This window comes from Pseudomonas sp. E1MeOHC2 (assembly GCF_058745025.1).
Window position 1 is genome coordinate 1,392,649 of the sequence record NZ_CP196675.1, and the last position, 26,795, is coordinate 1,419,443.

Below are 26,795 nucleotides of genomic sequence, written 5' to 3' on the forward strand. Positions count from 1 at the left end.
GCGCCCGGGGCGCCCTGGCATATCTGCCAGAGCCCCCCGGGCGCGTTCAACTACCAGAAATTACTGCGTGATCAGTGCACGTCCTTCCAGTATTCACGCTTGAGCAAATAGGCGAATACGAAGAAGAAAGCCAGGTACAGCAACACATAGGTACCGATGCGCTGGCTCTCCAGTTTGACCGGGTTGGCCGAATAGGCCAGGAAGGTCACCAGGTTCTTGACCTTCTCGTCGAACTGCTCGGTCGTCAGGGTACCGGAATTCGGCGTAATGGTCAGCTGGTCACACGCTTCGTGGGTCAGCGGGCTGCCCGTCAGCGGGTCAAACTGCTTCTTGCCATCGACCACGCTTTGCACTTGCTTGCAACCAACCACCTGGTTGCCCTGCAGGCCGACCAGCACGTTGGGCATGCCGACGTTGGGGAACACCTTGTTGTTCACCCCATAAGGACGCGACTTGTCCTCATAGAAGCTGCGCAGGTAGGTGTAAAGCCAGTCGGTGCCGCGCACCCGGGCGACCAGGGTCAGGTCGGGCGGCGCAGCGCCGAACCAAGTCTTGGCATCGTTTGGCTTCATGCCGATAGTCATATGGTCACCAATCTTGGCACCGGTGAATACCAGCTTCTCGAGCATCAACTCGTGAGGGATCCCCAGGTCATCGGCCACCCGCTCGTAGCGTTGGAACTTGGCACTGTGGCAACCCATGCAATAGTTGGCAAAGGTACGCGCGCCATCCTGCATGGCAGCCTTGTCGGTCAGGTCGATGTCGACCTTGTCCAGCTCCAGGCCATGTTCTGCGGCGAAGGAAAAGGCAGGCATCACTGCCAGCAAAAATACTGCAATCAACTTTTTCATCAGCCAGTCACCCTTTCCGGAACCGGTTTGGTCTTCTCAAGCCTTGTGTAGAACGGCATCAGCAGGAAGTAGGCGAAGTACAACACCGTGCACACCTGCGACAGCAAGGTGCGCCCTGGTGTCGGCGCCAGCACGCCCAGCACGCCGAGGATGACGAAGGCCACGCAGAACACCAGCAGGAAGAGCTTGCTGATCCAGCCCTTGTAGCGCATGGAGCGCACTGGGCTGCGGTCGAGCCAGGGCAGCACGAACAGCACGGCGATCGCAGCGCCCATGGCGATCACACCCATCAGCTTGTCAGGCACCGCACGCAAGATCGCGTAGAACGGCGTGAAGTACCACACAGGTGCAATGTGCTCAGGTGTCTTGAAGGCGTTCGCCTGCTCGAAGTTCGGTTTCTCCAGGAAGTAACCACCCATTTCTGGGAAGAAGAACACCACGGCACAGAACACGAAGAGGAACACCACCACGCCGACAATGTCTTTGACGGTGTAGTACGGGTGGAACGGGATGCCATCCAGCGGGATACCGTTTTCGTCCTTTTTCTTCTTGATGTCGACGCCGTCAGGGTTGTTCGAACCCACTTCGTGCAAGGCCAGGATGTGCAGCACCACCAGGCCGAGGATAACGATTGGCAGGGCGACCACATGCAGGGCGAAGAAGCGGTTCAGGGTGATGCCGGAAATCAGGTAATCACCACGAATCCACTGGGTGAGGTCGTCGCCGATCACCGGAATGGCGCCGAACAGCGAGATGATCACCTGGGCACCCCAATACGACATCTGCCCCCAAGGCAGCAGATAGCCCATGAAGGCCTCAGCCATCAGCGCCAGGTAGATCAGCATGCCGAACAGCCAGACCAGCTCACGTGGCTTCTGGTAGGAGCCGTAGAGCAGTCCGCGGAACATGTGCAGGTAGACCACGATGAAGAACGCCGACGCACCCGTGGAGTGCAGGTAGCGCAGGATCCAGCCGTATTCCACATCACGCATGATGTACTCGACCGAGGCGAAGGCCTCTTCTGCCGAGGGCGTGAAGCTCATGGTCAGCCAGACACCGGTGACGATCTGGTTGACCAGCACCAGCAACGCCAGGGAGCCGAAGAAATACAGGAAGTTGAAGTTCTTGGGCGCGTAATACTTGCTCAGGTGGTCTTCCCACATCTTGGTGGCGGGGAAGCGAGCATCAATCCAGTCCATGAACTTGCTCATCATGCGTTCTCCTGATCGACGCCGATGACAATGATGTCGTCCGACTCATACGAGTGCGGCGGCACTGGCAGGTTGAGAGGCGCCGGCTGCGACTTGTAGACACGGCCAGCCAGGTCGTAGTGGGAGCCGTGGCAAGGGCAGAAGTAACCCCCCACCCATTTCGGACCGAGATCGACGGGCGCGACCTCCGGGCGGAACGTCGGCGAGCAGCCCAAGTGGGTACACAGACCGACGAGAATGAGTATTTCCGGCTTGATCGAGCGCACCTGCGGGTCGACGTAGGTCGGCTGCACCGAAGCCTTCGACTCAGGGTCGGACAGGTCTGCAGTAATTTTCTTGAGGTTCCCGAGAATTTCTTCCGTTCGCCGTACGATGAACACCGGCTGGCCACGCCACTCGGCCACCATCTGTTGCCCAGCCTCCACCTTGGCGATATTGACCTTCACCGGTGCACCCGCGGCTTTCGCCTTGGCACTGGGAAACCATGACCCCACGAACGGTACCGCAGCCCCCACTGCCCCCGCCGCCCCGACCACAGAGGTCGCGGCTACGAGGAAGCGGCGCCGGCCTGCGTTGACGCCGTCATTGCTCATTCAGTCCTCTCCCATCAGCTTGCTTGGCCTGTTGGATCAGGCCTGTACTTAGGTAATGTCTGTGGCACTAAAAATTGGCCGCCATGGTAAGAAACAAATCCACACACTGACAAGGTGATTACCCAGTTGCGGGCTACAACCCTCGCTTTGCTTGATCTGCGTCTATGCGGTAAGCCGTCACGGACATGCTGACAGGTTAGTTCAAGACATAAAAAAAGCCCGGTTCCAAAGGAACCGGGCTTTTTCGACTGCCGAAGCGGTATTAACGCTTGGAGTACTGAGGACGCTTACGCGCTTTACGCAGACCCACTTTCTTACGCTCAACTTCACGAGCGTCGCGGGTGACGTAGCCAGCACGACGCAGAGCGCCACGCAGGGTTTCGTCGTATTCCATCAGAGCGCGGGTGATACCGTGACGGATCGCACCGGCTTGACCGCTGACACCACCACCAGCAACGGTGACGTAGATGTCGAACTTCTCGGTGGTCTCGGTCAGCTCAAGCGGCTGGCGAACAACCATGCGAGCGGTTTCACGACCGAAGAACACGTCCAAAGAACGGTTGTTGATGGAGATGTTACCAGTACCCGGACGCAGGAAAACGCGAGCGGTTGCGGTCTTGCGACGGCCAGTGCCGTAATTTTGAGTCGCCGACATAATGAACTATCCCGTTAGATCTTCAGTTCTTGAGGCTGCTGAGCAGTGTGTGGGTGAGCAGCACCCGCGTACACTTTCAGCTTACGGTACATGTCGCGACCCAGCGGGTTCTTCGGCAGCATGCCTTTGACCGCGGTTTCGATAACACGCTCAGGGGCCTTGGCGATCAACTTCTCGAAGTTGATTTCCTTGATACCGCCTGGGAAGCCGGAGTGGGAGTAGTACATCTTGTCGGAAGACTTGGCACCAGTTACACGGATTTGCTCGGCGTTGATGACGACGATGTAGTCGCCGGTGTCAACGTGAGGGGTGTATTCTGGTTTGTGTTTGCCACGCAGACGGCTAGCGATTTCGGTAGCCAGACGACCCAGGGTCTGGCCAGCGGCGTCGACTACGAACCACTCGCGCTTTACTGTTTCCGGTTTAGCAGTAAAAGTTTTCATTCTCTAAAGCCTCAGAGGCCGCCCAGCGAAAAATAGACGGCGAATCTTACTGGATAGTGCACAGCTTGCCAAGGGCAAGCGCGCAGCCGAACACAGACGCTTTTGGGGGCTCGGGTCGGGCACGCCAATGTTCGACGGGGTTCTTCCTGCGCGATGGTGCATCACTCCCACCACACGGAGAGGTGCCGAATTATCCAGATTGCGCGAAAAATTTCAACCTGCTTTTATGGGCTTCTTTGCCAAGGAGTGTTTTCCCGATGGAATACCGCCAGCTCGGCCGTACCGATCTCAACGTCAGCGCCCTGTGCCTGGGCACCATGACCTGGGGCGAGCAGAACGTTCAGGACGAGGCCTTCGAACAGATTGCGCTGGCCAAGGCCGCCGGGGTCAACTTCATCGACACCGCCGAAATGTACCCGGTGCCGCCCCGCCCCGAGACCTACGCCGCGACCGAGCGCATCATCGGCAACTGGTTTCGCCAGAATGGCGATCGCGACGACTGGATCCTGGCCAGCAAGGTCGCCGGGCCCGGCAACGGCATCAGCCACATCCGCGACGGCCAGCTCAAGCACAACCGCCAGCACATCGTCGCGGCGCTGGACGAGAGCCTCAAGCGCCTGCAGACCGACCGCATCGACCTGTACCAGCTGCACTGGCCGGAGCGCAGCACCAACTTCTTCGGCAAGCTGGGCTATCAGCACCTGCCACAGGACCACTTCACCCCACTGGAAGAAACCCTCGAAGTGCTCGACGAGCAGGTACGCGCCGGCAAGATCCGCCACATCGGCCTGTCCAACGAAACGCCGTGGGGCACCATGAAGTTCCTGCACCTGGCAGAAGCCCGTGGCTGGCCGCGCGCAGTGTCGATCCAGAACCCGTACAACCTGCTCAACCGCAGCTTCGAGGTGGGCCTGGCGGAGGTCGCGATCCGGGAGCAGTGCGGGCTGCTGGCCTACTCGCCGCTGGCCTTCGGCATGCTCTCGGGCAAGTACGAGAACGGCGCCCGACCGGAACAAGGCCGCCTGACCCTGTTCAGCCGCTTCGCCCGCTACTCCAACCCGCAGACCGTAGCCGCCTGCAGCCGCTATGTGCAGCTGGCCCAGGCACATGGGCTGGACCCGGCGCAGATGGCCCTGGCCTTCGTCACACGGCAGCCGTTCGTGACCAGCAACATCATTGGGGCGACCAGCGTCGAACAGCTGCAGAGCAACCTGGCGAGCCTGGACCTGAACCTGGGCGATGAGCTGTTGGCGGCGATCGAGGCGATTCATCAGGATCAGCCCAACCCGGCGCCTTGATCCGAGTGCAACGCGGCCCTTTTCGCGGGTTCACCCGTGAAAAGGGCGCTGAAATTCTGCGGGGTAGACACAATCGCCAAAAAATAAGACGATCCAGCCGGTGATTGACCACTCTACCCTATAAGAACAATGACAATGATGTTTACCCAACCCTCCGCGTCGCTGCGGCGCGTCAGCATCCTGGCCATTGACAAGGTATTCGCTTCGACCTTGATGCAAGCCAAGGATTTTTTCCACCTCGCCAGCCTGCGTTACAGCAAGCAACTGGGCCTGGGCCTGCAGCCCATGTTCGAAATCGGCCTGGTGAGCCCGGACGGCCAGCCCGTGGACAGCTTCAGCAATGTCCAACTGCCGGTCGACAGCGGCCTGAACGACGCCGATATCATCATCCTCCCTGCGTTCTGGGACGACTTCGACAACCTCATGCAGCGTTATCCACAGGTCTTGCCGTGGTTGCGCGAACAACATGCCCGCGGTGCAGTGCTGTGCGCTGAAGCCAGCGGCGTGTTCTGGCTGGCCGAGTCTGGCCTGCTCGACGGCAAGGAGGCGACGACCTACTGGCGTTTCTTCGCCAATTTTGCCGAGCGCTTTCCGAAAATCCGCCTGAACCAGGACAAGCACCTGACCGATGCCGACAATATCTATTGCGCGGGCGGTGCTACCTCGGCCTGCGACTTGTATATCTACCTGATCGAGCGCTTCTGCGGGGCCAACGTGGCGCGCGCCGTGGCCCGCGACATCCTCTACGAAGTACAGCGCAACTACACGCCGGGGCGCATGGGTTTTGGTGGGCAGAAACTGCACCAGGATTTGATCATCCTGCAGATCCAGCATTGGCTGGAAGAGCACTTCGCCGACAAGTTCCGCTTCGAGGACGTGGCCCGCAACCATGGCATGAGCATTCGCAATTTCATGCGACGCTTCCAGGGCGCGACGGGCGACAAGCCGCTGCATTACCTGCAACGGCTACGGATCGAGACGGCCAAGGGCTTGTTGTCGAGCACGCGCAAGAGCATCAAGACCATCAGCTACGAGGTCGGCTACGACGATGCCAGCTTCTTTGCCCGGTTGTTCCGTCAGCACACCGAGTTGTCGCCGAACCAATATCGGCAGCAGTTCATGCAAGAGGCTTGAGGCCAATGGGGCTGCTTTGCAGCCCCAAGAACTTATGGCTTGTGCGCGCGGGACAGGAACTCGTGCGACTGCATTTCCAGCAATCGGCTCAGGGTACGCTGGAACTCGAACACCAGCCGCCCGCCGGTGTACAGGTCTTTCAGCTCCACCTCAGCCGAAATGATCAGCTTGACGTTGCGGTCGTAGAACTCGTCCACCATGTTGATGAAGCGGCGGGCGATGTCGTCGGTGGTGACACTCATCTGCTCGACGTTGCTCAGCAGAACAGCATGGAAGATCTTGCCCAGCTCGATGTAGTCGTTCTGGCTGCGCGGCCCGTCACACAGGGCACGGAAATCGAACCAGGCGACGTCGTCACAGGTACGCAGGGCGTTGATCGGGCGGTTCTCGATCATCAGCACGTCGTTCTCGACGGCCTGGGTGCATTCAGGGGTCAGCGCCTTGAAGCTTGCGCGCATGCTCTGGTGTGCGGCGTCATCGAGCGGGAAGTGGAACAGTTCAGCCTGCTCCAGGTGACGCAAGCGATAGTCGACGCCACTGTCGACGTTCACCACGTCGGTGTACTGCTTGATCATGGCGATAGCCGGCAGGAAGCGCGCGCGCTGCAGGCCGTCCTTGTACAGGCCGTCCGGCACGATGTTGGAGGTCGCCACCAACGAAACGCCATTTTTGAACAGCTCTTCCATCAAGGTACCGAGGATCATGGCATCGGTGATGTCGGAGACGAAGAATTCGTCGAAGCAGATCACCCTGGCTTCGTCGCTGAAGCGCTTGGCGATGAGGGTCAGCGGGTTCTTCTCGCCCTTGAGGGTTTTCATCTCCTCGTGCACACGCTTCATGAAGCGGTGGAAGTGCGTACGCATCTTCTGCTTGAACGGCAGCGCCTCGTAGAAGGTGTCGACCAGGTAGGTCTTGCCACGGCCCACCCCGCCCCAGAAGTACAGGCCCTTGACCGGCGTCTGTTCCTTCTTGCCGAACAGCTTGCCGAACATGCCCGGCTTGTTGTTCTGCGCCTGAACCAGGTCGTCGTAAAGGCGCTGCAGGTGACGCACCGCAGTCTCCTGCGCCGCATCATGGAAGAAGTCGGGACGTTTCAGATCTGCTTGATATCGTTCTAGGGGCGTCATGATTTCGTTAGCGAGGCAACAAAAAACGGGCCGTCACTGTAGCGACAGGCCCGCTTAATGGCAATGAGACTTGCGTCAAACTGTCTCAGTCCTGCTGTGGCGTCAGTGCCTCATGCAGGCTTTGAACCGCCGCATCACGGGCTTCGGCGCTGTCGAACTGCGGCCCGTCGGCCACCTGTTCGCCATTCAGCCACAGGCTGAAACCCAGGCCTTCGACACGCACATCGGCTTCGCTGCCTTGCTGCAATTGCTTGCTCACGGCACCGGCGCTCTTGCCATCGGCGAAGCTGCGCGACAGCAGCAGTTGCTCGCCGTCGGCTGCCAGCAGGCGGAAGCGGAAGCTGCCGTCTTCGTCACGGAAGCTGACGAAGCGCGCGCTCTTGGACGCCTTTTTCTTCACTTCGGTGGTGGCCTGGACGCTGCTGCGGAACGAACGCAGGCCAACAGCCTCACGCAGTTGCTCAAGGAAGGGGGTAGCGATCTTGCGGGCCTTGGCAGCGCCGGCCAACAGGATGTCTTCCAGGTCCGCCGGGCGGGCGATCAGCTGGTGGTAGTACTCACGCTTCTCTGCAAGCTGCCCATCCAGCAACTGGAACAGGCGCTGTTTGGCCTCGCCCCAGCCCAGGCCCTGCAGCAGCTCTTCGCGGAACTCGGCGCATTGCGCCGGCGTCGAGAACGCCTGGAACAGGGTGAACAGGTGCGCGTTGTCCGGGTCCTTCGCTTCGCCCGGCGCGCGCGAGTCGGTCACGATGCGCGAGATGGCGTCTTTCATGTCCTTGGCGCTGGTGAACAGCGGGATGGTGTTGTCGTAGCTCTTGGACATCTTGCGACCGTCCAGGCCCGGCAGCGTCGCCACGCTTTCCTCGATCACCGCCTCGGGCAGGGCGAAGAAGTCCTTGCCCTGGCCGAACAGGTGGTTGAAGCGCTGGCCGATGTCACGCGCCATTTCCACGTGCTGGATCTGGTCACGACCAACCGGCACCTTGTGGGCGTTGAACATCAGGATGTCGGCGGCCATCAGCACCGGGTAGCTGTACAGGCCCATGGTCACGCCGGCATCCGGGTCTTCGCCGCCCTCAAGGTTCTTGTCCACCGAGGCCTTGTAGGCATGCGCACGGTTGAGCAGGCCCTTGGCCGCGACGCAGGTCAGCAGCCAGGTCAGCTCGGGGATCTCGGGGATATCGGACTGACGGTAGAACGTCACCTTGTCCGGCTCGAGGCCACCGGCCAACCAGGTGGCGGCGATTTCCAGGCGCGAGCGCTGGATGCGCAGCGGGTCGTCGCACTTGATCAGGGCGTGGTAGTCGGCCAGGAAGTAGAACGAATCGGCACCGGGTTGCTGGCTGGCGCGGATCGCCGGGCGGATGGCGCCGGCGTAGTTGCCCAGGTGCGGGGTGCCGGTGGTGGTGATACCGGTAAGGATGCGCGTGGTCATGGGTGTTCGCTTATTCAGGCTTGGCTCAATTCGAAAGGCGCGGCAGCAGCAGATCCTTCAGATCGGTCAGCTTGCCATGGAAGAAGTGTCCGCATTCTGCCACTTTCAGCAGCTCATGGGGGCGCGACAGGGCGTCAGACCATTCGTAGACCCGTTGCGGATCGACGACTTCGTCGCTGTCCGGCTGTACCACCGTGATCGGGCAACGCTGCGGCAGCGGGAATTCGTCTGTCAGGCGCATCACCGCCGGGGCAATCATGAACAGCTGCTGCAGTTCGACGCCTGCGCTTTCCAGGCGCCCTGCCAGGCTGGTCGCGACAAAACCGCCAAACGAGAAGCCCATCAGCACCACGGGCAGTTCGGGGTGTTTCGCGCGCAGCCAAGCTGCCGCAGCCTCGGCATCGGCCACCTCGCCAGCCCCCATATCATGGCTGCCAGCGCTTTGGCCGACGCCACGGTAGTTGAAACGCAGAGTTACATAACCGGCGTCACGCGCGGTGCGTTGCAGGGTCGAAACCACCTTGTTGAGCATGGTGCCGCCCTGGACCGGGTTGGGGTGGCAGATCAGCACCGCGCCACGGGCATCGGCCACGTCGAGGTACAAGGCTTCCAACTGGCCGCAAGGGCCATCGATGAGCAAGGGGGTTTCGCGGACAAGCAAGGCACTACTCCGTGACCTCGGGAAGGGTCGATTCGTCTAGGTGAGGAATTCTGTTCTGATTTGCGATCGCTCGCGGTATACAGCGCAGGTCTGAGCCGTTAACGTAAAGCAAAGCCGTTTATAGAGGAAGGACTCGTGGAACTCTCGCTCCTTGTTTGGTTGTTGCCGACCCTGGCCCTGGTCATCGGCGTGGTGGTTGGTTTCGTCGTGGCCCGCCTGCTGCCCAATGCCGCGCCGAGCAGCACTCAACGTCAGCTGGATGACATCCAGCAGCGTTTCGACAGCTACCAGAACGAAGTGGTCACCCACTTCAACAGCACCGCCGTACTGGTCAAGAAACTGACCCAGAGCTACCAGGATGTTCAGGATCACCTCGCCGATGGCGCCAACACCCTGGCCCTCGACGACGTCACCCGCCAACGCCTGCTGGCCGCCCTGCACTCCGAAGCGGCCCACGGCCCACGTGACCGCCTGACCCCACCGAAGGACACCGCCGAAGTGCCACGCGATTACGCGCCAAAAACGCCGAACTCGCCGGGTATGCTCGATGAGAGCTACGGGCTCAAGCGTTGATCCGCTGAACATGAAAAAGGCCTCTCAGGAGGCCTTTTTTGTGCGTTTTTCCCGTCCTGAATAAGGTTTACACCTCCCATCCCGAATTTCCGGAGAGTCAGATGGAGCAAGGTGTAAAGCGCACACAGCGGGATTACTCACTGTCTTTTAAATTGGCGGTGGTTGATCAGATTGAAAAAGGCGAACTGACCTACAAGCAGGCCCAGGCGCGGTATGGCATCCAGGGTCGGTCGACGGGTCTGGTATGGTTGCGTAAGCACGGTCGGCAGGATTGGAGCCAGGGGGCCTCGATCCGCGACGAGAGGAGCTGCGCGATGTCTGACCCCAAAACGCTTACTCCAGAGCAGCGGATCAAGGAGCTTGAGCAACAGCTTGAGCTGATGAGCCAGAAGGCCCAGTTTTTTGAAACGGTCGTTGATGTTCTGAAAAATGACTATGGTGTCTCGGTCGTAAAAAAGCGATCCGGCAAGTCCTCTCGCAAGGTCAAGTCGCAGGACTGAGCATTGCCAGGGCTTGTCAGTTTCTAGGCATCAGTCGACAGGCTTACTACAAGCGCAACCGAGCTGCTGATGGCAAAGAGCGCCAGGCAGATCGGGTGGTTGAGTTTGTTCAGCAAGTCCGGATGCGCCAGCCTCGTCTGGGTACACGCAAGCTGCACTATCTGCTGCATTGCCAACCGGACAAACGATTCCAAGTCGGCCGAGATAGGCTGTTCCAGGTCTTGGGAGAGCGCCGTCTGCTAGTGCTGCCTAAGCGGGCTTACCACAAGACAACACAAAGCTTTCATCGCTTCTACCGCCATCCCAACTTACTCAAGCCGGGCCCAAGCCAAGTCGTTCCGACAAGACCGGAGCACGTCTGGGTTGCCGATATTACTTACCTGCCCGCACGTAACGGCCCGCTATACCTGAGCCTGGTAACGGATGCGTACTCCAGGAAAATTGTTGGCCACCACGTCCATGAAAGCCTGCATGCCGAGTCAGTGGCGCAAGCCTTCAAGCAGGCATTACGAAAGCGACGTCGTCGCCAGCCATTAGTCCACCATTCGGATCGAGGCATCCAATATTGCTCGGCGCTGTACCAGTCACTGCACCAACGGCACGATGTTCAGTGCTCCATGACTGATGGGTATGACTGCTACCAGAACGCGCTGGCCGAGCGAATCAACGGAATCCTCAAGATGGAGCTGCTGTTGAGCAGCCCTGAAGATCTTGAGCAGGCGAGGCAGATGGTTGACGAGGCAGTGCAGATCTACAACACAGAACGGCCCCATATGGCCCTGAAAAATAAAACGCCCGATGCAGTGCATCGGGCGTTTTGAGGCCTGTCGGCCTACCTGAACAGGTGTAAACCTATTTCAGGACTAGACAGTTGAATCACCAAGGGAAACCCCGGCAGAGCAGGGTTCCCATTTCAGCTCAAGGCTTGCGCCAGGACTGACCACCTTCATCATCGTCACCGCCACTGCGGCAAATGAACAGGTCGATGCATTTCGGGAATACGGTCATGGTCAAACTCCTCTTGGATAAGCCGGCCAATTCACCAGCTCATCCAAGGTGCCATCGCCTGCCCCTATCAGGCATTGGGCAAGTGTTCCCGATCTGCCCGGGCAAGTTCATGCAAACGCCTTCAACGCCACCTCAATATCCGACAGCAGGTCCTCCACATCCTCCAGCCCCACCGACAGGCGAACCAACCCTTCCGATATCCCGTGATGTGCCCGCTCCTGCGGTGTATAGCTGGAATGGGTCATGCTCGCCGGATGCTGCGCCAGTGATTCGGCATCCCCCAAGCTCACCGCCCGCGCAAACAACTGCAACGCATTCATGAAGCGCCGCCCCGCTTCGATCCCGCCCTTGAGCTCGAACGCGATCATCCCGCCCGGCAATCGCATCTGCCGCTGTGCCAGTTCGTACTGGGGGAACGACGGCAGCCCCGGGTAGTGAATCAGCTCCACCAGTGGCTGGCGCGCCAGAAACTCCGCCACCTGCTGGGCATTGGCGCAGTGGCGATCCATGCGCAGGGCCAGGGTCTTGATCCCGCGCATCAACAGCGAAGCATCGTGCGGCGACAGCACCGCGCCGGTCATGTCTTTCAGCCCTTCAAGGCGTATCCGATCAATCAGCGCCTTGCGCCCGACCACCAGCCCTGCAGTGATATCACCGTGGCCACTCAGGTATTTGGTCGCCGAATGCACCACCAGGTCGGCGCCCATTTCCAGAGGCCGCTGCAAATAAGGGGTGCAATACGTGTTGTCGACCACGATATGCACATCATGCCCACGCGCGGCGTCAGCCACCGCCGCAATATCGACAAGGTGCATGTTGGGGTTGGCCGGGGTTTCGAAGTAGATCATCCGCGTTTTGCTGGTGATCGCTGCCTTGAGGGCCTTAATGTCATTAAGGTCGACATGCCGGATCTTCACCCCGAATTCGCCGATGCCATGGTGCAGGAAGGCGAAGGTGCAGCCATACAACGTGCGCCCGACGATCAGTTCATCGCCCGGCCGTAGCAAGGTCCATATCGTCGAGGTGATGGCCCCCATCCCCGACGCCAACGCCAACCCCGCCTCGCCCCCCTCCAGCGATGCCATGCGCTGCTCGAGCAGGGCCAGCGTCGGATTGGAAATGCGGCTGTAGAAGTACCCCGCCGCCTCCCCAGCAAAGCAGGCAGCACCGTACTCGACGGTGGGGAAGGCATAGGTTGCGGTTTGATACACCGGCGGCACGAGGGCGCCGCCGTGGGACAGCGGGTCATAACCATGGTGGATGGCCCGTGTGGAAAAACCGGTGTTGTTATGGGAGTCGCGCATGGCAACAGCCTCTTGTGGTTTGCTATAAGCTTATGCCACCGAGCTGCCTGAATTTTTCCAAAATAGCCCACGCAATCGAGCACTTTTTGGAACAAAAACAACAATTATTCGATCAGGAGGGCAAAACATGCCTTCGAGCCTCGACCGCACCGACCGCGCCCTGCTGGCCGCCCTGCAGGACAACGCCCGCCTTACTGTTTCCGAACTTGCCGACCAGGTGGCGCTGACCACTTCGCCTTGCTGGCGACGGGTCAAACTGCTGGAAGATAACGGTTTCATCACCGGCTATCAGGCCATTCTCTCGCCCAAGTCATTGGGGTTTGGCGTCACCGCTTTTGTCAGCATCATGATGGACTCGCATACCAAGGACATGGCCTTGGCCTTTGAGAAGCGGTTGATGGAAATACCCGAAATCGTTGCCTGCCATAATATTTCCGGGCGGTACGACTTCTTGCTGGAAATACTGGCGCGGGACCTTGAATCGTTTGGGGAATTCACCCGGGAAGTGCTGCAGCGGTTGCCGGGGGTTAAGGAGATTTATTCGAGTTTTTCTTATAAGGCAGTGAAAGAGAGACGAGTGATTCCTGTGTCGGAAAAGCATATCTAAGCCAGCACTCTGCGCTGGAAAAGAGCACTTCCTTAAATAGGTGCCACAAAAAACCCCGCCGAAGCGGGGTTTTTCATGCAGCTTCAGCGCTTAGATCGCGCCACGCTGACGCAGCACGTCCAGCACCTGCTTCACGCCTTCGTCGACACTGGTGTTCTGGGTATCGATCACCAGGTCAGCGTCCAGCGGCACATCGAACGGGAAGCTTTCACCCGGGATGTTGTCGCCACCGGCAGCATACAGGCCCTGTGGGTCGCGCTCGCGGCAGGCGATCGGCGAAGCCTGGACGTAAACGGTCACCAGGCGCTCCTTGCCGATCAGCGCCTTGGCCTGTTCGCGGCCTTCGGCATCCGGGGCGACGAAGGCGGCCAGGGTCAGCATGCCGGCTTCGTTGAACTGGCGCGCCACATGGGCGGCGCGGCGCCAGTTCTCGGTGCGGCCGGCGCGGTCCTGTGGCAGGCCCTTGTTCAGGTCGTGGCGCAGGTTCTGGCCATCGAGCACGTACACCGCACGGCCCATGTCGAACAGCTTGCGCTCCACGGCATACGCCAGGGTGCTCTTGCCAGCGCCGGACAGGCCGCTGAACAGCACGGTAGCCGGCTCCTGGCCGAAACGCAGGGCGCGTTCTTCGGTGGACACGTGGGCCTGCTTGCCATGCTGGCCGGTGCTGCCGTGCGGCAGTACGGGCTGTGCGATGATCATGCCGGCGCCGACGGTGCCGTTGGTCAGGCGGTCGATGACGATGAACGCACCGGTGGTGCGGTTGCTGTCATAGCCATCCAGCGCAATGGCGCTGTCCAGGGACACCTTGACGCGACCGATCTCGTTCAGTTGCAGCGCGCTGGCAGCATCCTTTTCGAGGGTGTTCACATCGACCTTGTGGGTGATGCTGGCGATCGAGCCCGGCACGTAGCTGGTGGCGCGCTTGATGTCGTATTTCTTGCCTGGGAGCATCGGCTCTTCAGCCATCCACACCAGCATGGCGTCGAACTGGTCGGTCACCGGTGGCACGTTGTCGGCATGCACCAGCAGGTCGCCACGGGAGATGTCGATCTCGTCTTCCATGGTCAGCGTCACTGCCTGGCCTGGGCCGGCGTTTTCCAGTTCACCTTCGTAGGTGACGATGGACTTGACCCGGCTGCTCTTGCCCGACGGCAGCACGACGATTTCGTCACCCTTGTGCACCACGCCGCTGGCGAGGGTGCCGGCAAAGCCGCGGAAGTTCAGGTTAGGACGGTTGACGTACTGCACGGGGAAGCGCAGGTCGGTGAAGTTGCGGTCAGCCGCCACTTCCACGGTTTCGAGGATTTCCATCAGCGCAGGGCCGGTGTACCACGGCGAACGCTCGCTGCGGTTGACCACGTTGTCGCCCTTGAGCGCCGACATCGGCACGAAGTGCAGGCTGCTCGGCGTCAGGTTGATGGCTTCGGCGAACTTCAGGTAGTCGGCCTTGATTTCTTCGAAGACGCCTTCGTCGAAACCTTTGAGGTCCATCTTGTTGACCGCGACGACGATGTGCTTGATGCCCAGCAAGGAGGCAATGTAGCTGTGGCGACGGGTCTGGGTCTGCACGCCATAGCGGGCATCGACCAGGATGATCGCCAGGTCACAGGTGGACGCACCGGTGGCCATGTTGCGGGTGTACTGCTCGTGGCCCGGGGTGTCGGCAATGATGAACTTGCGCTTGGCGGTGGAGAAGTAGCGGTAGGCAACATCGATGGTGATGCCCTGCTCGCGCTCGGCCTGCAGGCCATCGACCAGCAGCGCCAGGTCGACTTCTTCGCCGGTGGTGCCGGACTTCTTCGAATCACGGGTGATGGCTTCGAGGTGGTCCTCGTAGATCATCTTCGAGTCGTGCAGCAGGCGCCCGATCAGGGTGCTCTTGCCGTCGTCGACGTTGCCGCAGGTCAGGAAACGCAGCAGTTCCTTGCGCTCGTGCTGGGCCAGGTAGGCGAGGATGTCCTCGCTGATCAGATCAGATTGGTGCGACATGGAGTAACCCTGAAATTAGAAGTAGCCTTGGCGTTTCTTGTCTTCCATGGAGCCGGCGCCATCGTGGTCGATGACACGGCCCTGGCGTTCGGACGTACGGGTCAGGAGCATTTCCTGAATGATGTCCGTCAGGGTCTCGGCTTCCGACTCGACAGCACCCGTCAGCGGGTAGCAGCCGAGGGTACGGAAACGCACCTTCTTCTTGACGATGCGGGCCTTTTCTTCCTCGGAGAGGTGCTCAAGGATGCGCTCGTCGTCGATCATGATCAGGGTGCCGTTCTTCTCGATGACTTCACGCTCGGCGGCGAAGTACAGCGGCACGATCGGGATGCCTTCGAGGTAGATGTACTGCCAGATGTCCAGCTCGGTCCAGTTCGACAGCGGGAAGACGCGGATCGACTCGCCTTTGTTGACCTTGCCGTTGTATACGTTCCACAGCTCGGGGCGCTGGTTTTTCGGGTCCCAACGGTGCTTGCTGTCTCGGAACGAATAGACGCGTTCCTTGGCCCGGGACTTCTCTTCGTCACGGCGGGCACCACCGAAGGCGGCGTCGAAACCATGCTTGTCCAGCGCCTGCTTGAGGCCCTGGGTCTTCATGATGTCGGTGTGCTTGGAGCTGCCATGGGTGAACGGGTTGATGCCCTGCGCCACACCCTCGGGGTTGACGTGGGTGATCAGCTCCAGGCCCATTTCCTCGACCATCTTGTCGCGGAAGCTGTACATCTCCTGGAATTTCCACTGGGTGTCGACGTGCATCACCGGGAACGGCAGCTTGCCCGGGAAGAAGGCCTTGCGCGCCAGGTGCAGCATCACGGCGGAATCCTTGCCGATCGAGTACAGCATCACCGGGTTGTCGAACTCGGCGGCCACCTCGCGGATGATGTGGATGCTCTCCGCCTCCAGCTGTTTCAAGTGCGTCAGTTTGTCGACCATGGCTACTCACGAAAAACGATCTTATGGACGGCCTGCGGGCCGTGTTCGAGCGAGCCACTTTATCACAGCGGCTGATTCTATTTAGGAGGCGGGCTAGATCGAAAAGGTCTAACGATATGACTGTGGGTTTGGCCCGCAGGGCGGGCCATTCGCGGGCAAGCCCGCTCCCACAGGATTTAGGGCGACACAGCATCTGTGGGAGCGGGCTTGCCCGCGAAGAGGCCGATGCAGGCCTCAGATCGGGTTCGGGCAATCGATGAACAGATGCTCAACGGCAAACCGCCGGGCCAAGTAGTCGCCGAGGGCCTGCACACCATAACGCTCGGTGGCATGGTGCCCGGCGGCAATGAAGCTGACACCGTTCTCGCGGGCACTGTGGTAGGTCTGCTCCGAGGCTTCGCCACTGATGAACAGGTCAACCCCGGCAGCAATCGCCGTGTCGATATAGCCCTGCCCGCCCCCGGTGCACCAGCCAACCCGGCGGATCATCTGGTCGCCTTCGACCAGCAGCGGCTCACGCCCCATCACCTCCTGCACACGCCGGGCAAAATCCCGCGCGGTCATCGGCTCGGCCAACGAACCGACCAACCCGACCACTCTCGGGTTTTCAGGGTCCAACGGCCCCTCGACGGTGATGTCCAGCTGACGCGCCAGTTGCACGTTGTTGCCCACCTCCGGGTGCACATCCAAGGGCAAATGGAACGCCAGCAGGCTGATGTCGTGCTTGAGCAGCGTTTTCAAGCGACGCTGCTTGATGCCGGTAATGCACGGGTTCTCACCCTTCCAGAAATAACCATGATGCACCAGTACCAGGTCGGCCTCGGCCTCGACCGCAGCATCCAGCAGCGCCTGGCTGGCGGTGACGCCGCTGACGATGCGACTGACCTGCGGCCGGCCCTCGACCTGCAAGCCATTGGGGCAGTAATCCTGGATTTTCGCACTGCCCAGGTAGCGCTCGGCTTCCTCGACCAGGGTGTTGAGGGCGACGGCCATGGAAAATCTCCTCGAAATCTGCACGTTCAACGGAAACAACGTCCGTATAATGGCCGCCATTATGGGCCGTCGCCGGCGTTGGGGAAACCGGTGTATGATCGCGCGCGTTTGCGCCCCGCTGCGCCACCATGGCCCTCGCCCACTCCCAGGATTCGTTCATGTTCAAGGCTTTGCGTTATTTCGGCTGGCCCCTGCTTACCGGCGTACTGATCGCCATGCTGATCATCCAGCGCTTCCCGCAATGGGTCGGCCTGCCCAGCCAGGACGTCAACCTGCAGCAGGCCCCGCAAACCACTCGGATCATGCAGGGCCCGGTATCGTACGCCGACGCCGTGACCCTGGCCGCACCGGCGGTGGTCAACCTGTACACCACCAAGGTGGTCAACAAGAGCGCCCATCCGCTGTTCGAAGACCCGCAGTTCCGCCGTTTCTTCGGCGACAACCTGCCCAAGCAGAAGCGCTGGGAGTCAAGCCTGGGCTCGGCGGTGATCATGAGCCCTGAAGGCTACCTGCTGACCAACAACCACGTCACCAGTGGCGCTGACCAGATCGTGGTGGCGCTCAAGGATGGCCGCGAGACCTTGGCCCGAGTAATCGGCAGCGACCCGGAAACCGACCTTGCAGTGCTGAAGATCGACCTCAAGAGCCTGCCGGCGATCACCATCGGCCGCTCCGACAACATTCACATCGGCGACGTCTCGCTGGCCATCGGCAACCCCTTCGGCGTCGGCCAGACCGTGACCATGGGCATCATCAGTGCCACTGGCCGCAACCAGCTGGGCCTGAACAACTACGAAGACTTCATCCAGACCGACGCGGCAATCAACCCTGGCAACTCCGGTGGCGCGCTGGTCGATGCCAACGGCAACCTGATCGGTATCAATACGGCGATCTTCTCCAAGTCCGGCGGCTCGCAGGGCATCGGTTTCGCGATCCCGGTGAAGCTGGCGCTGGAGGTGATGAAGTCGATCGTCGAGCACGGCCAGGTGATCCGTGGCTGGCTGGGTATCGAAGTACAGCCGCTGAGCCAGGAGCTGGCTGAGTCGTTCGGGATGCAGGATCGGCCGGGCATCGTCGTGGCGGGGATCTTCCGCGAAGGGCCGGCGCAAAAAGCCGGGCTGCAGCTGGGAGACGTGATCATGAGCATCAACGGCGAACCGGCGGGCGACGGGCGTAAGTCGATGAACCAGGTGGCGCGGATCAAGCCCAACGAGAAGATCACCATCGAGGTGATGCGCAATGGGCAGCAACTGAAGCTGGTCGCCGAGGTGGGGCTGCGGCCACCGCCTGCTCCGGCCGCCGCTCAGGAACAGAAGTAAGGCTTCAAATCTGGGGCTGCTTTGCAGCCCCAGTTGCATCAATGCAGAATCTGGCTCAAGAACAACTTGGTCCGATCACTGCGCGGCCGGTCGAAGAAGTCATCTGGCGCCGCCTGCTCCACAATCTCCCCCTTGTCCATGAAAATCACCCGGTTCGCCACGGTGCGGGCAAAGCCCATCTCGTGGGTCACGCAGAGCATGGTCATGCCATCCTCGGCCAGGCCCACCATGGTATCGAGCACTTCCTTGACCATCTCCGGGTCGAGCGCCGACGTCGGCTCGTCGAACAGCATGATCTTCGGCTTCATGCACAGCGCGCGGGCAATCGCCACACGCTGCTGCTGGCCACCGGACAACTGCCCTGGGTACTTGTGTGCCTGTTCCGGAATACGCACCCGCTCCAGATAATGCATGGCGATTTCCTCGGCCTTGCGCCGCGGCATTTTGCGCACCCACATCGGGGCCAGCGTGCAGTTTTCCAGAATGCTCAGGTGCGGGAACAGGTTGAAGTGCTGAAACACCATGCCCACCTCCCGGCGAATCGCCTCGATCTGCTTGAGGTCGTTGGTCAGCTCTACGCCATCGACGACGATGCGCCCTTGCTGGTGCTCCTCCAGCCGATTGAGGCAACGGATGGTCGTCGACTTGCCCGAGCCGGACGGCCCGCACAAGACGATACGCTCACCCTGACGCACGTTCAGGTTGATGTCCTTGAGCACATGGAACTGGCCGTACCATTTATTCACACCCTGCATTTGGATGATGCCTTCGGGGCCAGCAGGCTGCTTGATCGCTTCACTCATTTCGAAACTCCTAACGCTTGTGGCCAGTGTCCAGCTTGCGCTCCAAGTGCATGGAGTAGCGGGACATACCGAAACAGAAAATCCAGAACACCAGGGCGGCGAACACGTAGCCCTCGGTGGCCATGCCCAGCCAGGCCGGGTCGGCGGCGGCTTGCTTGACGCTGTTGAGCAGGTCGAACAGGCCGATGATGATCACTAGGCTGGTGTCCTTGAAGAGGGCGATGAAGGTGTTGACGATGCCGGGGATCACCAGCTTCAGCGCCTGGGGCAGGATCACCAGGCCCATTGCGCGCCAGTAGCCCAGGCCCATCGCTGCAGCCGCTTCGTATTGCCCCTTGGGGATGGCCTGCAGGCCACCGCGCACCACCTCGGCGATGTACGCCGACTGGAACAGGATCACGCCGATCATCGCCCGCAGCAGCTTGTCGAAGCTCATGCCTTCGGGCAGGAACAACGGCAGCATCACCGACGACATGAACAGCACGGTGATCAGCGGCACGCCGCGCCAGAACTCGATGAAGGTCACGCACACCACCTTCACCGCCGGCATCCGCGAACGGCGCCCAAGGGCCAGCAAAACACCCAGCGGCAAGGCGCCGACGATACCCACAGTGGCAATCACCAGGGTCAGCATCAGCCCGCCCCACTGGCTGGTCGGCACGCTTTCCAGGCCCAGGTAGCCGCCGTGCAGCAGCGTGTAGGCAAGGACCGGGTACAGCACCAGGAAACCCAGGCCATAAACGGCCTTGCGCGGGAAGCGCTTGATGAACAGCGGCGCGGCGCCAAGCACGGCCAGCCACACGGTCAGGTCCACGCGCCAGCGCAGTTCCGTCGGGTAATAGCCGTACATGAACTGGCCGAAACGCTGCTGCACGAACACCCAGCAGGCGCCCTCCTTGGTGCAGTCCGCGCGGGTGCTGCCGACCCAGTTGGCATCGATCAGCGCCCACTGCAGCAAGGGCGGCACGATCAGCCATACCAAATAAATGGCGAACAGGGTCAGCAGGGTATTGAGCCAGCTGGAGAACAGGTTGGCACGCATCCATGCGAGCGCGCCGACGGTTTTCACCGGAGGCGGCATGTCAGGCTTGAAAACATGAGCATTCACGGGCGTATCCTCACCGCTCGATCAGCGCAATGCGCTTGTTGTACCAGTTCATCAGCAGCGAAATGCTGATGCTGATGGCGAGATAGACACTCATGGTGATGGCAATCACCTCGATAGCCTGGCCGGTCTGGTTGAGCACGGTACCGGCGAACAGCGACACCATCTCCGGGTAGCCGATACCGGCTGCCAGCGACGAGTTTTTCGCAAGGTTCAGGTACTGGCTGGTCAGCGGCGGAATGATCACCCGCAGTGCCTGGGGGATGATCACCTTGCGCAAGGTCGGCCCCTCACGCAGGCCGAGCGAACGCGCAGCTTCGGTCTGGCCATGGCTGACCGAACGAATGCCCGAGCGCACGATTTCGGCGATGAACGCTGCGGTATAGATCGTCAACGCCAAGGTCAGTGCCAGCAATTCGGGAATCAGCACCCAACCGCCAACGAAGTTGAAGCCCTTCAACTGCGGCACTTCCCAGTGCACCGGGCTGCCGAACAGCAATACGCAGAGGCCTGGAATGACCAACAACAGCGCCAGCCCCACCCAAAACGTATGAAACGGCTTGCCCGTCTCGTTGAAGCGTTTGTTGGCAACCCGCACCATCACCACGATGGCCGCGATCGCCAAGGCCAAGGCAATGACATACGGCCAGAAACCATCTGCCATGGAGGCGCCGGGCATGTTCAGGCCCCGGTTGCTGATGAAGAACGTGTCGTCGATGTTGATGCTGCCCCGCGGCCCCGGCAGGGTCAGAAACACCGCGAAGTACCAGAACAGGATCTGCAATAAAGGTGGGATGTTGCGAAAGGTCTCCACATACACGGTTGCCAGCTTGTTGATCATCCAGTTCGGTGACAGGCGCGCCACACCGATGATGAACCCCAGGATCGTCGCCAGGATGACGCCAATGAACGTGACCAGCAGGGTGTTGAGCAGACCAATGACGAACACCCGTGCATAGCTGTCGGATTCAACGTAAGGGATCAGATGCTGAGCGATGCCAAAGCCGGCACTGCGATCGAGGAAGTCGAAGCCGGAGGTGATACCCCGGTGCTGCAGGTTGGTTTGCGTATTGTGAAACAGGTACCAGCCCAGACCGACCACGAAAACGATCGTGAGTATCTGGAACAGCCACGCGCGCACACGCGGATCGTTCAGGGATAGCCCCTTTTGTGCGCCGATTCGATTTTGCATGAAGTGCCCCGAAAAGTAGGGATTCGAACAGCCTGCGGCGGCGGAATGCCGCCGCAGGGTGCATCCATCAGCGCACAGGAGGTGCGTACTGGATGCCGCCGTTGTTCCACAGGGCGTTCATGCCGCGGTCGATCTTCAGGTCGGTGCTCTGGCCCAGGTTCTTCTCGAACACTTCGCCATAGTTGCCGACTTGCTTGACGATCTGGACTACCCAGTCTTTGGGCAGCTTGAGGTCTTTGCCGTATTCACCATCCGCGCCGAGCAGGCGGGCGACGTCCGGGTTTTTGGTAGCCTTGGCTTCAGCCTCGACGTTCTTCGAAGTGATTGCCGCCTCTTCGGCGTTGAGCATGGCGAACAGGGTCCACTTGACGATGCTGAACCATTCTTCGTCGCCCTTGCGCACCACCGGGCCCAGCGGTTCTTTGGAGATGGTTTCTGGCAGCACCACATAGTCGGTTGGCGCGGCCAGCTTGGAGCGCTGGGCGAACAGCTGCGACTTGTCCGAGGTCAGCACGTCGCAACGGCCCGACTCCAGCGACTTGGCGCTTTCGTCGGAGGTGTCGAAGGTGATCGGGGTGTACTTGAGGTTATTGGCACGGAAGTAGTCGGAGACGTTGAGCTCGGTGGTGGTACCGGCCTGGATGCAGATGGTCGCGCCATCAAGCTCCTTGGCGCTGGAAACCCCCAGCTTCTTGTTGACCAGGAAGCCGACGCCGTCATAGTAGGTGACACCGGCGAACACCAGGCCCATGCCGGCGTCGCGCGAGCTGGTCCAGGTGGTGTTGCGCGAGAGCACATCGACTTCGCCGGACTGCAGGGCTGTGAAGCGTTCTTTGGCGTTGAGCTGGCTGAACTTGACCTTGGTCGCATCGCCGAATACCGCAGCGGCGACGGCGCGGCAGACATCGGCGTCGATACCGACGATCTTGCCTTGCGCATCAGGTACCGAGAAGCCTGGAAGGCCGTCGCTCACGCCACACTGGACGAAGCCCTTCTTCATTACCGCATCGAGCGTGGCGCCGGCCTGGGCGGTCGTCACGGCGCCCAGTGCAGCGGCAGCGGTCAGGACTGCCAGGGTGGTTTTCAGCATCTTCATTCACAACCTCCAAATCGCTCTTGTTGTACCGAGCCGGAATTGCACCGCACCCTTTTGAGGCGTATCCGACCCGTGTTGGCTTGTTATTGGGTCAATTGGCGCAATGGGCTGTTCTATGACAGCCTTCGCTTGCAAAGGGTGTTACCGTCACGGCCTGTCCCTTGCATCGAATGATTAATAGCAAAGGGCGTACCACAGTTGACGGCTTAAGCGTTTAAGTGCTCGTCAAGTAGGGAAAGTTGTATCGTTGCGACATTCTTTTTCCGACAATCATTCCCTGCGCCTTCTTTTTACGCACGCCATAACAAGACCCGCACATTTTCGGAGCAGTCATGACCAACCCGCTGATTCTCGAACCGCAGAAAACCGCTGACGCCTGTGTGATCTGGTTGCACGGCCTGGGCGCCGACCGTTACGACTTCCTACCGGTTGCCGAATTCATGCAGGAACGACTGCTCAGCACCCGCTTCATCATGCCCCAGGCCCCTACCCGCCCCGTCACCATCAATGGCGGCTATGCCATGCCCAGCTGGTATGACATCAAGGCCATGACCCCGGCGCGCGCCATCGACGAGGCGCAGCTGGAGGAATCGGCCGAACAGGTCATTGCCCTGATCAAGGCCGAGCAGGCCAAAGGCATCAACCTGGCGCGGATCTTCCTGGCCGGTTTCTCCCAAGGGGGCGCGGTGGTACTGCACACGGCTTATATAAAGTGGCAGGAAGCCCTGGGGGGTGTGATCGCGCTGTCCACCTATGCCCCGACCTTCAACGATGACCACGAGCTCAAGGCCTGCCAGCAACGCACCCCGGCCTTGTGCCTGCATGGTGTACACGACTCGGTGGTGATCCCGGCCATGGGCCGCACCGCCTTCGAATACCTCAATACCTGGGGTGTTGCCGCCCAATGGCACGAGTACCCGATGGAGCATGAAGTGGCCATCGAGGAACTGAGCGATATCCACGACTGGTTGAGCAAGCAATTGCAATAAGCCAGGCTCGCCCATCGTTGTGGGCGTATTCCGCTACGCCGTGTCCGGTTCTTGCTTTACACTGCCCGGCGTACATTCCTTAACCAGTTGATGAGACGATCGTGCTCAAGGCACTCAAAAAAATATTCGGCAAAGGAGACGCCGCGCCTCAGGCCGTCGATCCCGCTGCCAGCGTGAAAACGCCCGCGCCTGCTCCCGCGGCTGAGGCTCAACCTGAGTCTCAGCCAGCGCCTCAGCCGGCCCCACAACGCGCCAACGCCACCCCCGAGGCCCAAGCGCCTGCCGTCGCCGACAAACCGGCCAAGGAAAAACCGCGTCGCGAGCGCAAGCCCAAACCACAGGCCAGCCTGTGGAAGCCGGAAGATTTCGTGGTCGAGCCGCAGGAAGGCAAAACCCGCTTCCACGACTTCAAGCTGTCCAACGAAGTGATGCACGCGATCCACGACCTGGGCTTCCCCTACTGCACGCCGATCCAGGCGCAAGTACTGGGTTACACCCTGCGCGGCCAGGACGCCATCGGCCGGGCCCAGACCGGCACCGGCAAGACCGCCGCGTTCCTCATCTCGATCATTTCCCAGCTGCAGCAGACGCCGCCGCCCAAGGAACGCTTCATGGGTGAGCCACGCGCGCTGATCATCGCGCCGACCCGCGAACTGGTGGTGCAGATCGCCAAGGACGCCGAAGCCCTGACCAAGTACACCGGCCTGAACGTCATGAGCTTTGTCGGCGGCATGGACTTCGACAAGCAACTCAAGGCACTGGAAGCACGCCATTGCGACATTCTGGTTGCTACCCCAGGCCGCCTGCTGGACTTCAACCAGCGCGGCGAAGTGCACCTGGACATGGTCGAGGTGATGGTGCTGGACGAAGCCGACCGCATGCTCGACATGGGCTTCATCCCGCAAGTACGTCAGATCATTCGCCAGACCCCACCGAAAAGCGAACGCCAGACGCTGCTGTTCTCCGCCACCTTCACTGATGACGTGATGAACCTGGCCAAGCAGTGGACCACCGACCCAGCCATCGTCGAGATCGAACCCGAAAACGTCGCCAGCGAGACGGTCGAGCAGCACGTCTATGCGGTGGCCGGCAGCGACAAGTACAAGCTGCTGTACAACCTGGTGACCCAGCACAAGTGGGAACGGGTGATGGTGTTCGCCAACCGCAAGGACGAGGTGCGACGCATCGAAGAGAAGCTGGTGCGCGACGGCATCAACGCCGCTCAGCTGTCGGGCGACGTGCCGCAGCACAAGCGCATTCGTACCCTGGAAAGCTTCCGCGAAGGCCGGATTACCGTGCTGGTGGCCACCGACGTGGCAGGGCGTGGTATTCACATCGATGGCATCAGCCACGTGATCAACTTCACCTTGCCGGAAGACCCGGACGATTACGTGCACCGTATCGGCCGTACTGGCCGTGCCGGCACCAGCGGTGTGTCGATCAGCTTTGCCGGGGAGGATGACTCGTATCAGCTGCCGGCGATCGAGGAGCTGCTGGGGCGCAAGATCAAGTGCGAGATGCCGCCGGATGAACTGCTCAAGCCGGTGCCGCGCAAGCATCACTGATCGGTGATGACGTCTTCGCGGGGCAAGCCCGCTCCCACAGATTTTCCGCTGCCCTTGGGTTCAGCAGAGAACCTGTGGGAGCGGGCTAGCCCCGCGAACCGGGGCAAAGCCCCGGCCATCAAACAGAAACCTACCAGCGCTCAGCGGCATCCTGGTCACTCTGCTTACCTTCCACCCAACGCGGCCCCTCCTGGGTATTCTCCTTCTTCCAGAACGGCGCCCGGGTCTTCAGGTAATCCATGATGAAGTTGCAGGCATCGAACGCCGCCTGCCGATGGGCACTGGCCACGCCGACGAAAACAATCGGCTCGCCCGGCTCCAGCGCACCAATCCGGTGCAACACCTCGACTTTGAGCAAGGGCCAGCGCTGTTCGGCCTCAACCACGATCTTGGCCAACGCCTTCTCGGTCATCCCCGGATAGTGCTCAAGGAACATCCCCGCCACTTCCCGCCCATCATTGAAATCCCGCACGTAGCCAACGAACCCGACCACCGCGCCCACACCCACATTCGCGGCATGCATGGCATTGACTTCGACACCGGGGTCAAACGCCCCGTGTTGCACTCGCACCGTCATGTTCAGCCTCCGGTCACCGGCGGGAAGAACGCCACTTCATCGCCCTCCTCCAGCGGCTCGTCGAGCTTGCACAACTCCTCGTTGCGCGCGCACATCAGGTTCTGCTCCGCCAGCAACGCATACTGTCCGCCTTTGCCCACCAGCACCTTGCGCACATCGTCGATCACCGTGAAGTCACCTTCCAGGCGCTCGCTATCTACCCCGAGCAATTCCCGGTAACGGGCAAAATACATCACCTTGACCTTCATCATGCGCCCACCTTGTAGTGGCCGCTCTTGCCGCCGAGTTTCTCTAGCAGGCGCACTTGCTCGATCACCATGCCCTTGTCCACGGCTTTGCACATGTCGTAGATGGTCAGCGCGGCAACACTGGCAGCGGTCAGTGCTTCCATTTCCACACCGGTCTGCCCGGCCAGCTTGCAGCGCGCGACGATACGCACCGCGTCTTGCCCTTCGGCACTGAGCTCGACCTTGACGCTGGTCAGCATCAGCGGATGGCACAGCGGGATCAGATCGCTGGTTTTTTTTGCCGCCTGGATCCCGGCAATGCGCGCCACGGCGAACACATCGCCCTTGGGGTGCTCGCCGTCGACGATCATCTGCAAGGTCTGCGGCAACATGCGCACCCGCGCCTCGGCAATCGCCTCGCGCTCGGTCACGGCCTTTTCAGTGACGTCGACCATGTTGGCCCGCCCCTGGGAATCAAGATGTGTCAGCACTGCTCTGCTCCTGTGAAGGGAACACAGAGTGTAAACCTGTGGGTCAGGTTTGAGCAGTGGAATGTACTCTCAGCCCCGCGAAGAGGCCGGGCGGCGCACCGCCCGGCTGGAAG

The 26,795-nt window shown here is 60.6% G+C and carries 27 protein-coding genes; 8 read left to right on the forward strand and 19 right to left on the reverse strand.

The window, feature by feature from the left end:
* Positions 1-71 precede the first annotated feature (71 nt).
* The 5 genes from ACSSU5_RS06175 to rplM form a co-directional block, all read right to left on the reverse strand.
* Positions 72-851, reverse strand: coding sequence for a cytochrome c1 (locus tag ACSSU5_RS06175; protein ID WP_264311681.1), 780 nt, complete (start codon positions 849-851; stop codon positions 72-74).
* Complete coding sequence (locus ACSSU5_RS06180; protein ID WP_024717460.1) at positions 851-2,062, reverse strand: cytochrome b; 1,212 nt, start codon at positions 2,060-2,062, stop codon at positions 851-853. Before ACSSU5_RS06180 ends, ACSSU5_RS06175 begins: the two co-directional genes overlap by 1 nt.
* A complete protein-coding gene (gene petA / locus ACSSU5_RS06185) occupies positions 2,062-2,655 on the reverse strand; it encodes a ubiquinol-cytochrome c reductase iron-sulfur subunit (RefSeq protein WP_264311680.1) in 594 nt (197 codons plus the stop codon). Before petA ends, ACSSU5_RS06180 begins: the two co-directional genes overlap by 1 nt.
* Before the next feature lie 262 nt (positions 2,656-2,917).
* Complete coding sequence (rpsI, locus tag ACSSU5_RS06190; RefSeq protein WP_264311679.1) at positions 2,918-3,310, reverse strand: 30S ribosomal protein S9; 393 nt, start codon at positions 3,308-3,310, stop codon at positions 2,918-2,920.
* Between the two features lie 14 nt (positions 3,311-3,324).
* Positions 3,325-3,753, reverse strand: a complete 429-nt coding sequence (rplM, locus tag ACSSU5_RS06195; protein ID WP_008097538.1) for a 50S ribosomal protein L13 — start codon at positions 3,751-3,753, stop codon at positions 3,325-3,327.
* 257 nt (positions 3,754-4,010) lie between these two features.
* Here rplM and ACSSU5_RS06200 point away from each other — a divergent pair, with 257 nt between their 5' ends.
* Together ACSSU5_RS06200 and ACSSU5_RS06205 are read left to right on the forward strand one after the other, a co-directional pair.
* Positions 4,011-5,051, forward strand: a complete 1,041-nt coding sequence (locus tag ACSSU5_RS06200; RefSeq protein ID WP_264311678.1) for an NADP(H)-dependent aldo-keto reductase — start codon at positions 4,011-4,013, stop codon at positions 5,049-5,051.
* A 213-nt stretch (positions 5,052-5,264) separates the two neighbouring features.
* Positions 5,265-6,185 (forward strand): GlxA family transcriptional regulator, encoded by a 921-nt coding sequence (locus tag ACSSU5_RS06205; protein ID WP_264313868.1) that lies wholly within the window; start codon positions 5,265-5,267, stop codon positions 6,183-6,185.
* Positions 6,186-6,217: 32 nt separating this feature from the next.
* Here the strand turns inward: ACSSU5_RS06205 and zapE are convergent, their stop codons facing one another.
* The 3 genes from zapE to ACSSU5_RS06220 all read right to left on the reverse strand — a co-directional run bounded on the left by zapE (position 6,218) and on the right by ACSSU5_RS06220 (position 9,408).
* Entirely contained in the window at positions 6,218-7,312 is a 1,095-nt protein-coding gene (zapE, locus tag ACSSU5_RS06210; protein WP_264311677.1) for a cell division protein ZapE, read from the reverse strand.
* An 85-nt stretch (positions 7,313-7,397) separates the two neighbouring features.
* A complete protein-coding gene (locus tag ACSSU5_RS06215; protein ID WP_492560806.1) occupies positions 7,398-8,747 on the reverse strand; it encodes a tryptophan--tRNA ligase in 1,350 nt (449 codons plus the stop codon).
* A 25-nt stretch (positions 8,748-8,772) separates the two neighbouring features.
* Positions 8,773-9,408 (reverse strand): alpha/beta hydrolase, encoded by a 636-nt coding sequence (locus ACSSU5_RS06220; RefSeq protein ID WP_264311675.1) that lies wholly within the window; start codon positions 9,406-9,408, stop codon positions 8,773-8,775.
* Between the two features lie 135 nt (positions 9,409-9,543).
* Here ACSSU5_RS06220 and ACSSU5_RS06225 point away from each other — a divergent pair, with 135 nt between their 5' ends.
* Both ACSSU5_RS06225 and ACSSU5_RS06230 read left to right on the forward strand, forming a co-directional pair.
* Positions 9,544-9,981: a Z-ring associated ZapG family protein gene (locus tag ACSSU5_RS06225; protein WP_264311674.1), complete on the forward strand. Its 438-nt coding sequence runs from the start codon at positions 9,544-9,546 to the stop codon at positions 9,979-9,981.
* A 101-nt stretch (positions 9,982-10,082) separates the two neighbouring features.
* Positions 10,083-11,302, forward strand: a protein-coding gene (locus ACSSU5_RS06230; RefSeq protein ID WP_492559090.1) for an IS3 family transposase whose coding sequence is annotated in 2 segments (ribosomal slippage) — positions 10,083-10,431 and positions 10,431-11,302 — 1,221 coding nt in all. Because the reading frame shifts where the segments join, the coding sequence is not laid out codon by codon here.
* 294 nt (positions 11,303-11,596) lie between these two features.
* Here the strand turns inward: ACSSU5_RS06230 and ACSSU5_RS06235 are convergent.
* Positions 11,597-12,793 (reverse strand): methionine gamma-lyase, encoded by a 1,197-nt coding sequence (locus ACSSU5_RS06235; RefSeq protein WP_492560807.1) that lies wholly within the window; start codon positions 12,791-12,793, stop codon positions 11,597-11,599.
* A 127-nt stretch (positions 12,794-12,920) separates the two neighbouring features.
* Between ACSSU5_RS06235 and ACSSU5_RS06240 the strand changes: the two genes are divergently transcribed.
* Positions 12,921-13,400, forward strand: coding sequence for an Lrp/AsnC family transcriptional regulator (locus tag ACSSU5_RS06240; protein WP_492560808.1), 480 nt, complete (start codon positions 12,921-12,923; stop codon positions 13,398-13,400).
* A gap of 90 nt (positions 13,401-13,490) precedes the next feature.
* Here the strand turns inward: ACSSU5_RS06240 and cysN are convergent, their stop codons facing one another.
* The 3 genes from cysN to ACSSU5_RS06255 all read right to left on the reverse strand — a co-directional run bounded on the left by cysN (position 13,491) and on the right by ACSSU5_RS06255 (position 17,318).
* A complete protein-coding gene (gene cysN, locus ACSSU5_RS06245) occupies positions 13,491-15,392 on the reverse strand; it encodes a sulfate adenylyltransferase subunit CysN (RefSeq protein WP_264311672.1) in 1,902 nt (633 codons plus the stop codon).
* Positions 15,393-15,407: 15 nt separating this feature from the next.
* Entirely contained in the window at positions 15,408-16,325 is a 918-nt protein-coding gene (cysD, locus tag ACSSU5_RS06250; RefSeq protein WP_003251799.1) for a sulfate adenylyltransferase subunit CysD, read from the reverse strand.
* 234 nt (positions 16,326-16,559) lie between these two features.
* Positions 16,560-17,318: a Nif3-like dinuclear metal center hexameric protein gene (locus ACSSU5_RS06255; RefSeq protein WP_264311671.1), complete on the reverse strand. Its 759-nt coding sequence runs from the start codon at positions 17,316-17,318 to the stop codon at positions 16,560-16,562.
* Positions 17,319-17,476: 158 nt separating this feature from the next.
* Between ACSSU5_RS06255 and algW the strand changes: the two genes are divergently transcribed.
* Positions 17,477-18,637 (forward strand): Do family serine endopeptidase AlgW, encoded by a 1,161-nt coding sequence (gene algW, locus ACSSU5_RS06260; protein ID WP_264311670.1) that lies wholly within the window; start codon positions 17,477-17,479, stop codon positions 18,635-18,637.
* A 38-nt stretch (positions 18,638-18,675) separates the two neighbouring features.
* Here the strand turns inward: algW and ACSSU5_RS06265 are convergent, their stop codons facing one another.
* The 4 genes from ACSSU5_RS06265 to ACSSU5_RS06280 form a co-directional block, all read right to left on the reverse strand.
* A complete protein-coding gene (locus ACSSU5_RS06265; RefSeq protein WP_003251792.1) occupies positions 18,676-19,440 on the reverse strand; it encodes an amino acid ABC transporter ATP-binding protein in 765 nt (254 codons plus the stop codon).
* Between the two features lie 10 nt (positions 19,441-19,450).
* Entirely contained in the window at positions 19,451-20,548 is a 1,098-nt protein-coding gene (locus tag ACSSU5_RS06270) for an amino acid ABC transporter permease (protein ID WP_492560809.1), read from the reverse strand.
* 10 nt (positions 20,549-20,558) lie between these two features.
* A complete protein-coding gene (locus ACSSU5_RS06275) occupies positions 20,559-21,737 on the reverse strand; it encodes an amino acid ABC transporter permease (RefSeq protein WP_264311668.1) in 1,179 nt (392 codons plus the stop codon).
* A 67-nt stretch (positions 21,738-21,804) separates the two neighbouring features.
* Positions 21,805-22,833, reverse strand: a complete 1,029-nt coding sequence (locus ACSSU5_RS06280; protein ID WP_264311667.1) for an amino acid ABC transporter substrate-binding protein — start codon at positions 22,831-22,833, stop codon at positions 21,805-21,807.
* A gap of 332 nt (positions 22,834-23,165) precedes the next feature.
* On the opposite strand from ACSSU5_RS06280, the gene ACSSU5_RS06285 reads away from it, so the two are divergent.
* Together ACSSU5_RS06285 and rhlB are read left to right on the forward strand one after the other, a co-directional pair.
* Positions 23,166-23,822: an alpha/beta hydrolase gene (locus ACSSU5_RS06285; protein WP_264311666.1), complete on the forward strand. Its 657-nt coding sequence runs from the start codon at positions 23,166-23,168 to the stop codon at positions 23,820-23,822.
* A 101-nt stretch (positions 23,823-23,923) separates the two neighbouring features.
* Positions 23,924-25,387, forward strand: a complete 1,464-nt coding sequence (gene rhlB, locus ACSSU5_RS06290; protein ID WP_492560810.1) for an ATP-dependent RNA helicase RhlB — start codon at positions 23,924-23,926, stop codon at positions 25,385-25,387.
* 130 nt (positions 25,388-25,517) lie between these two features.
* On the opposite strand, the gene moaE is transcribed toward rhlB, so the two are convergent.
* The 3 genes from moaE to moaC are packed head-to-tail and all read right to left on the reverse strand — an operon-like array spanning position 25,518 to position 26,682.
* Positions 25,518-25,964 (reverse strand): molybdopterin synthase catalytic subunit MoaE, encoded by a 447-nt coding sequence (gene moaE, locus ACSSU5_RS06295; RefSeq protein ID WP_492560811.1) that lies wholly within the window; start codon positions 25,962-25,964, stop codon positions 25,518-25,520.
* A gap of 2 nt (positions 25,965-25,966) precedes the next feature.
* Positions 25,967-26,212, reverse strand: coding sequence for a molybdopterin converting factor subunit 1 (moaD, locus tag ACSSU5_RS06300; protein WP_264313867.1), 246 nt, complete (start codon positions 26,210-26,212; stop codon positions 25,967-25,969).
* Complete coding sequence (gene moaC / locus ACSSU5_RS06305) at positions 26,212-26,682, reverse strand: cyclic pyranopterin monophosphate synthase MoaC (RefSeq protein ID WP_033702868.1); 471 nt, start codon at positions 26,680-26,682, stop codon at positions 26,212-26,214. The genes moaD and moaC overlap by 1 nt, the downstream gene beginning before the upstream one ends.
* Between the last annotated feature and the right edge of the window lie 113 nt (positions 26,683-26,795).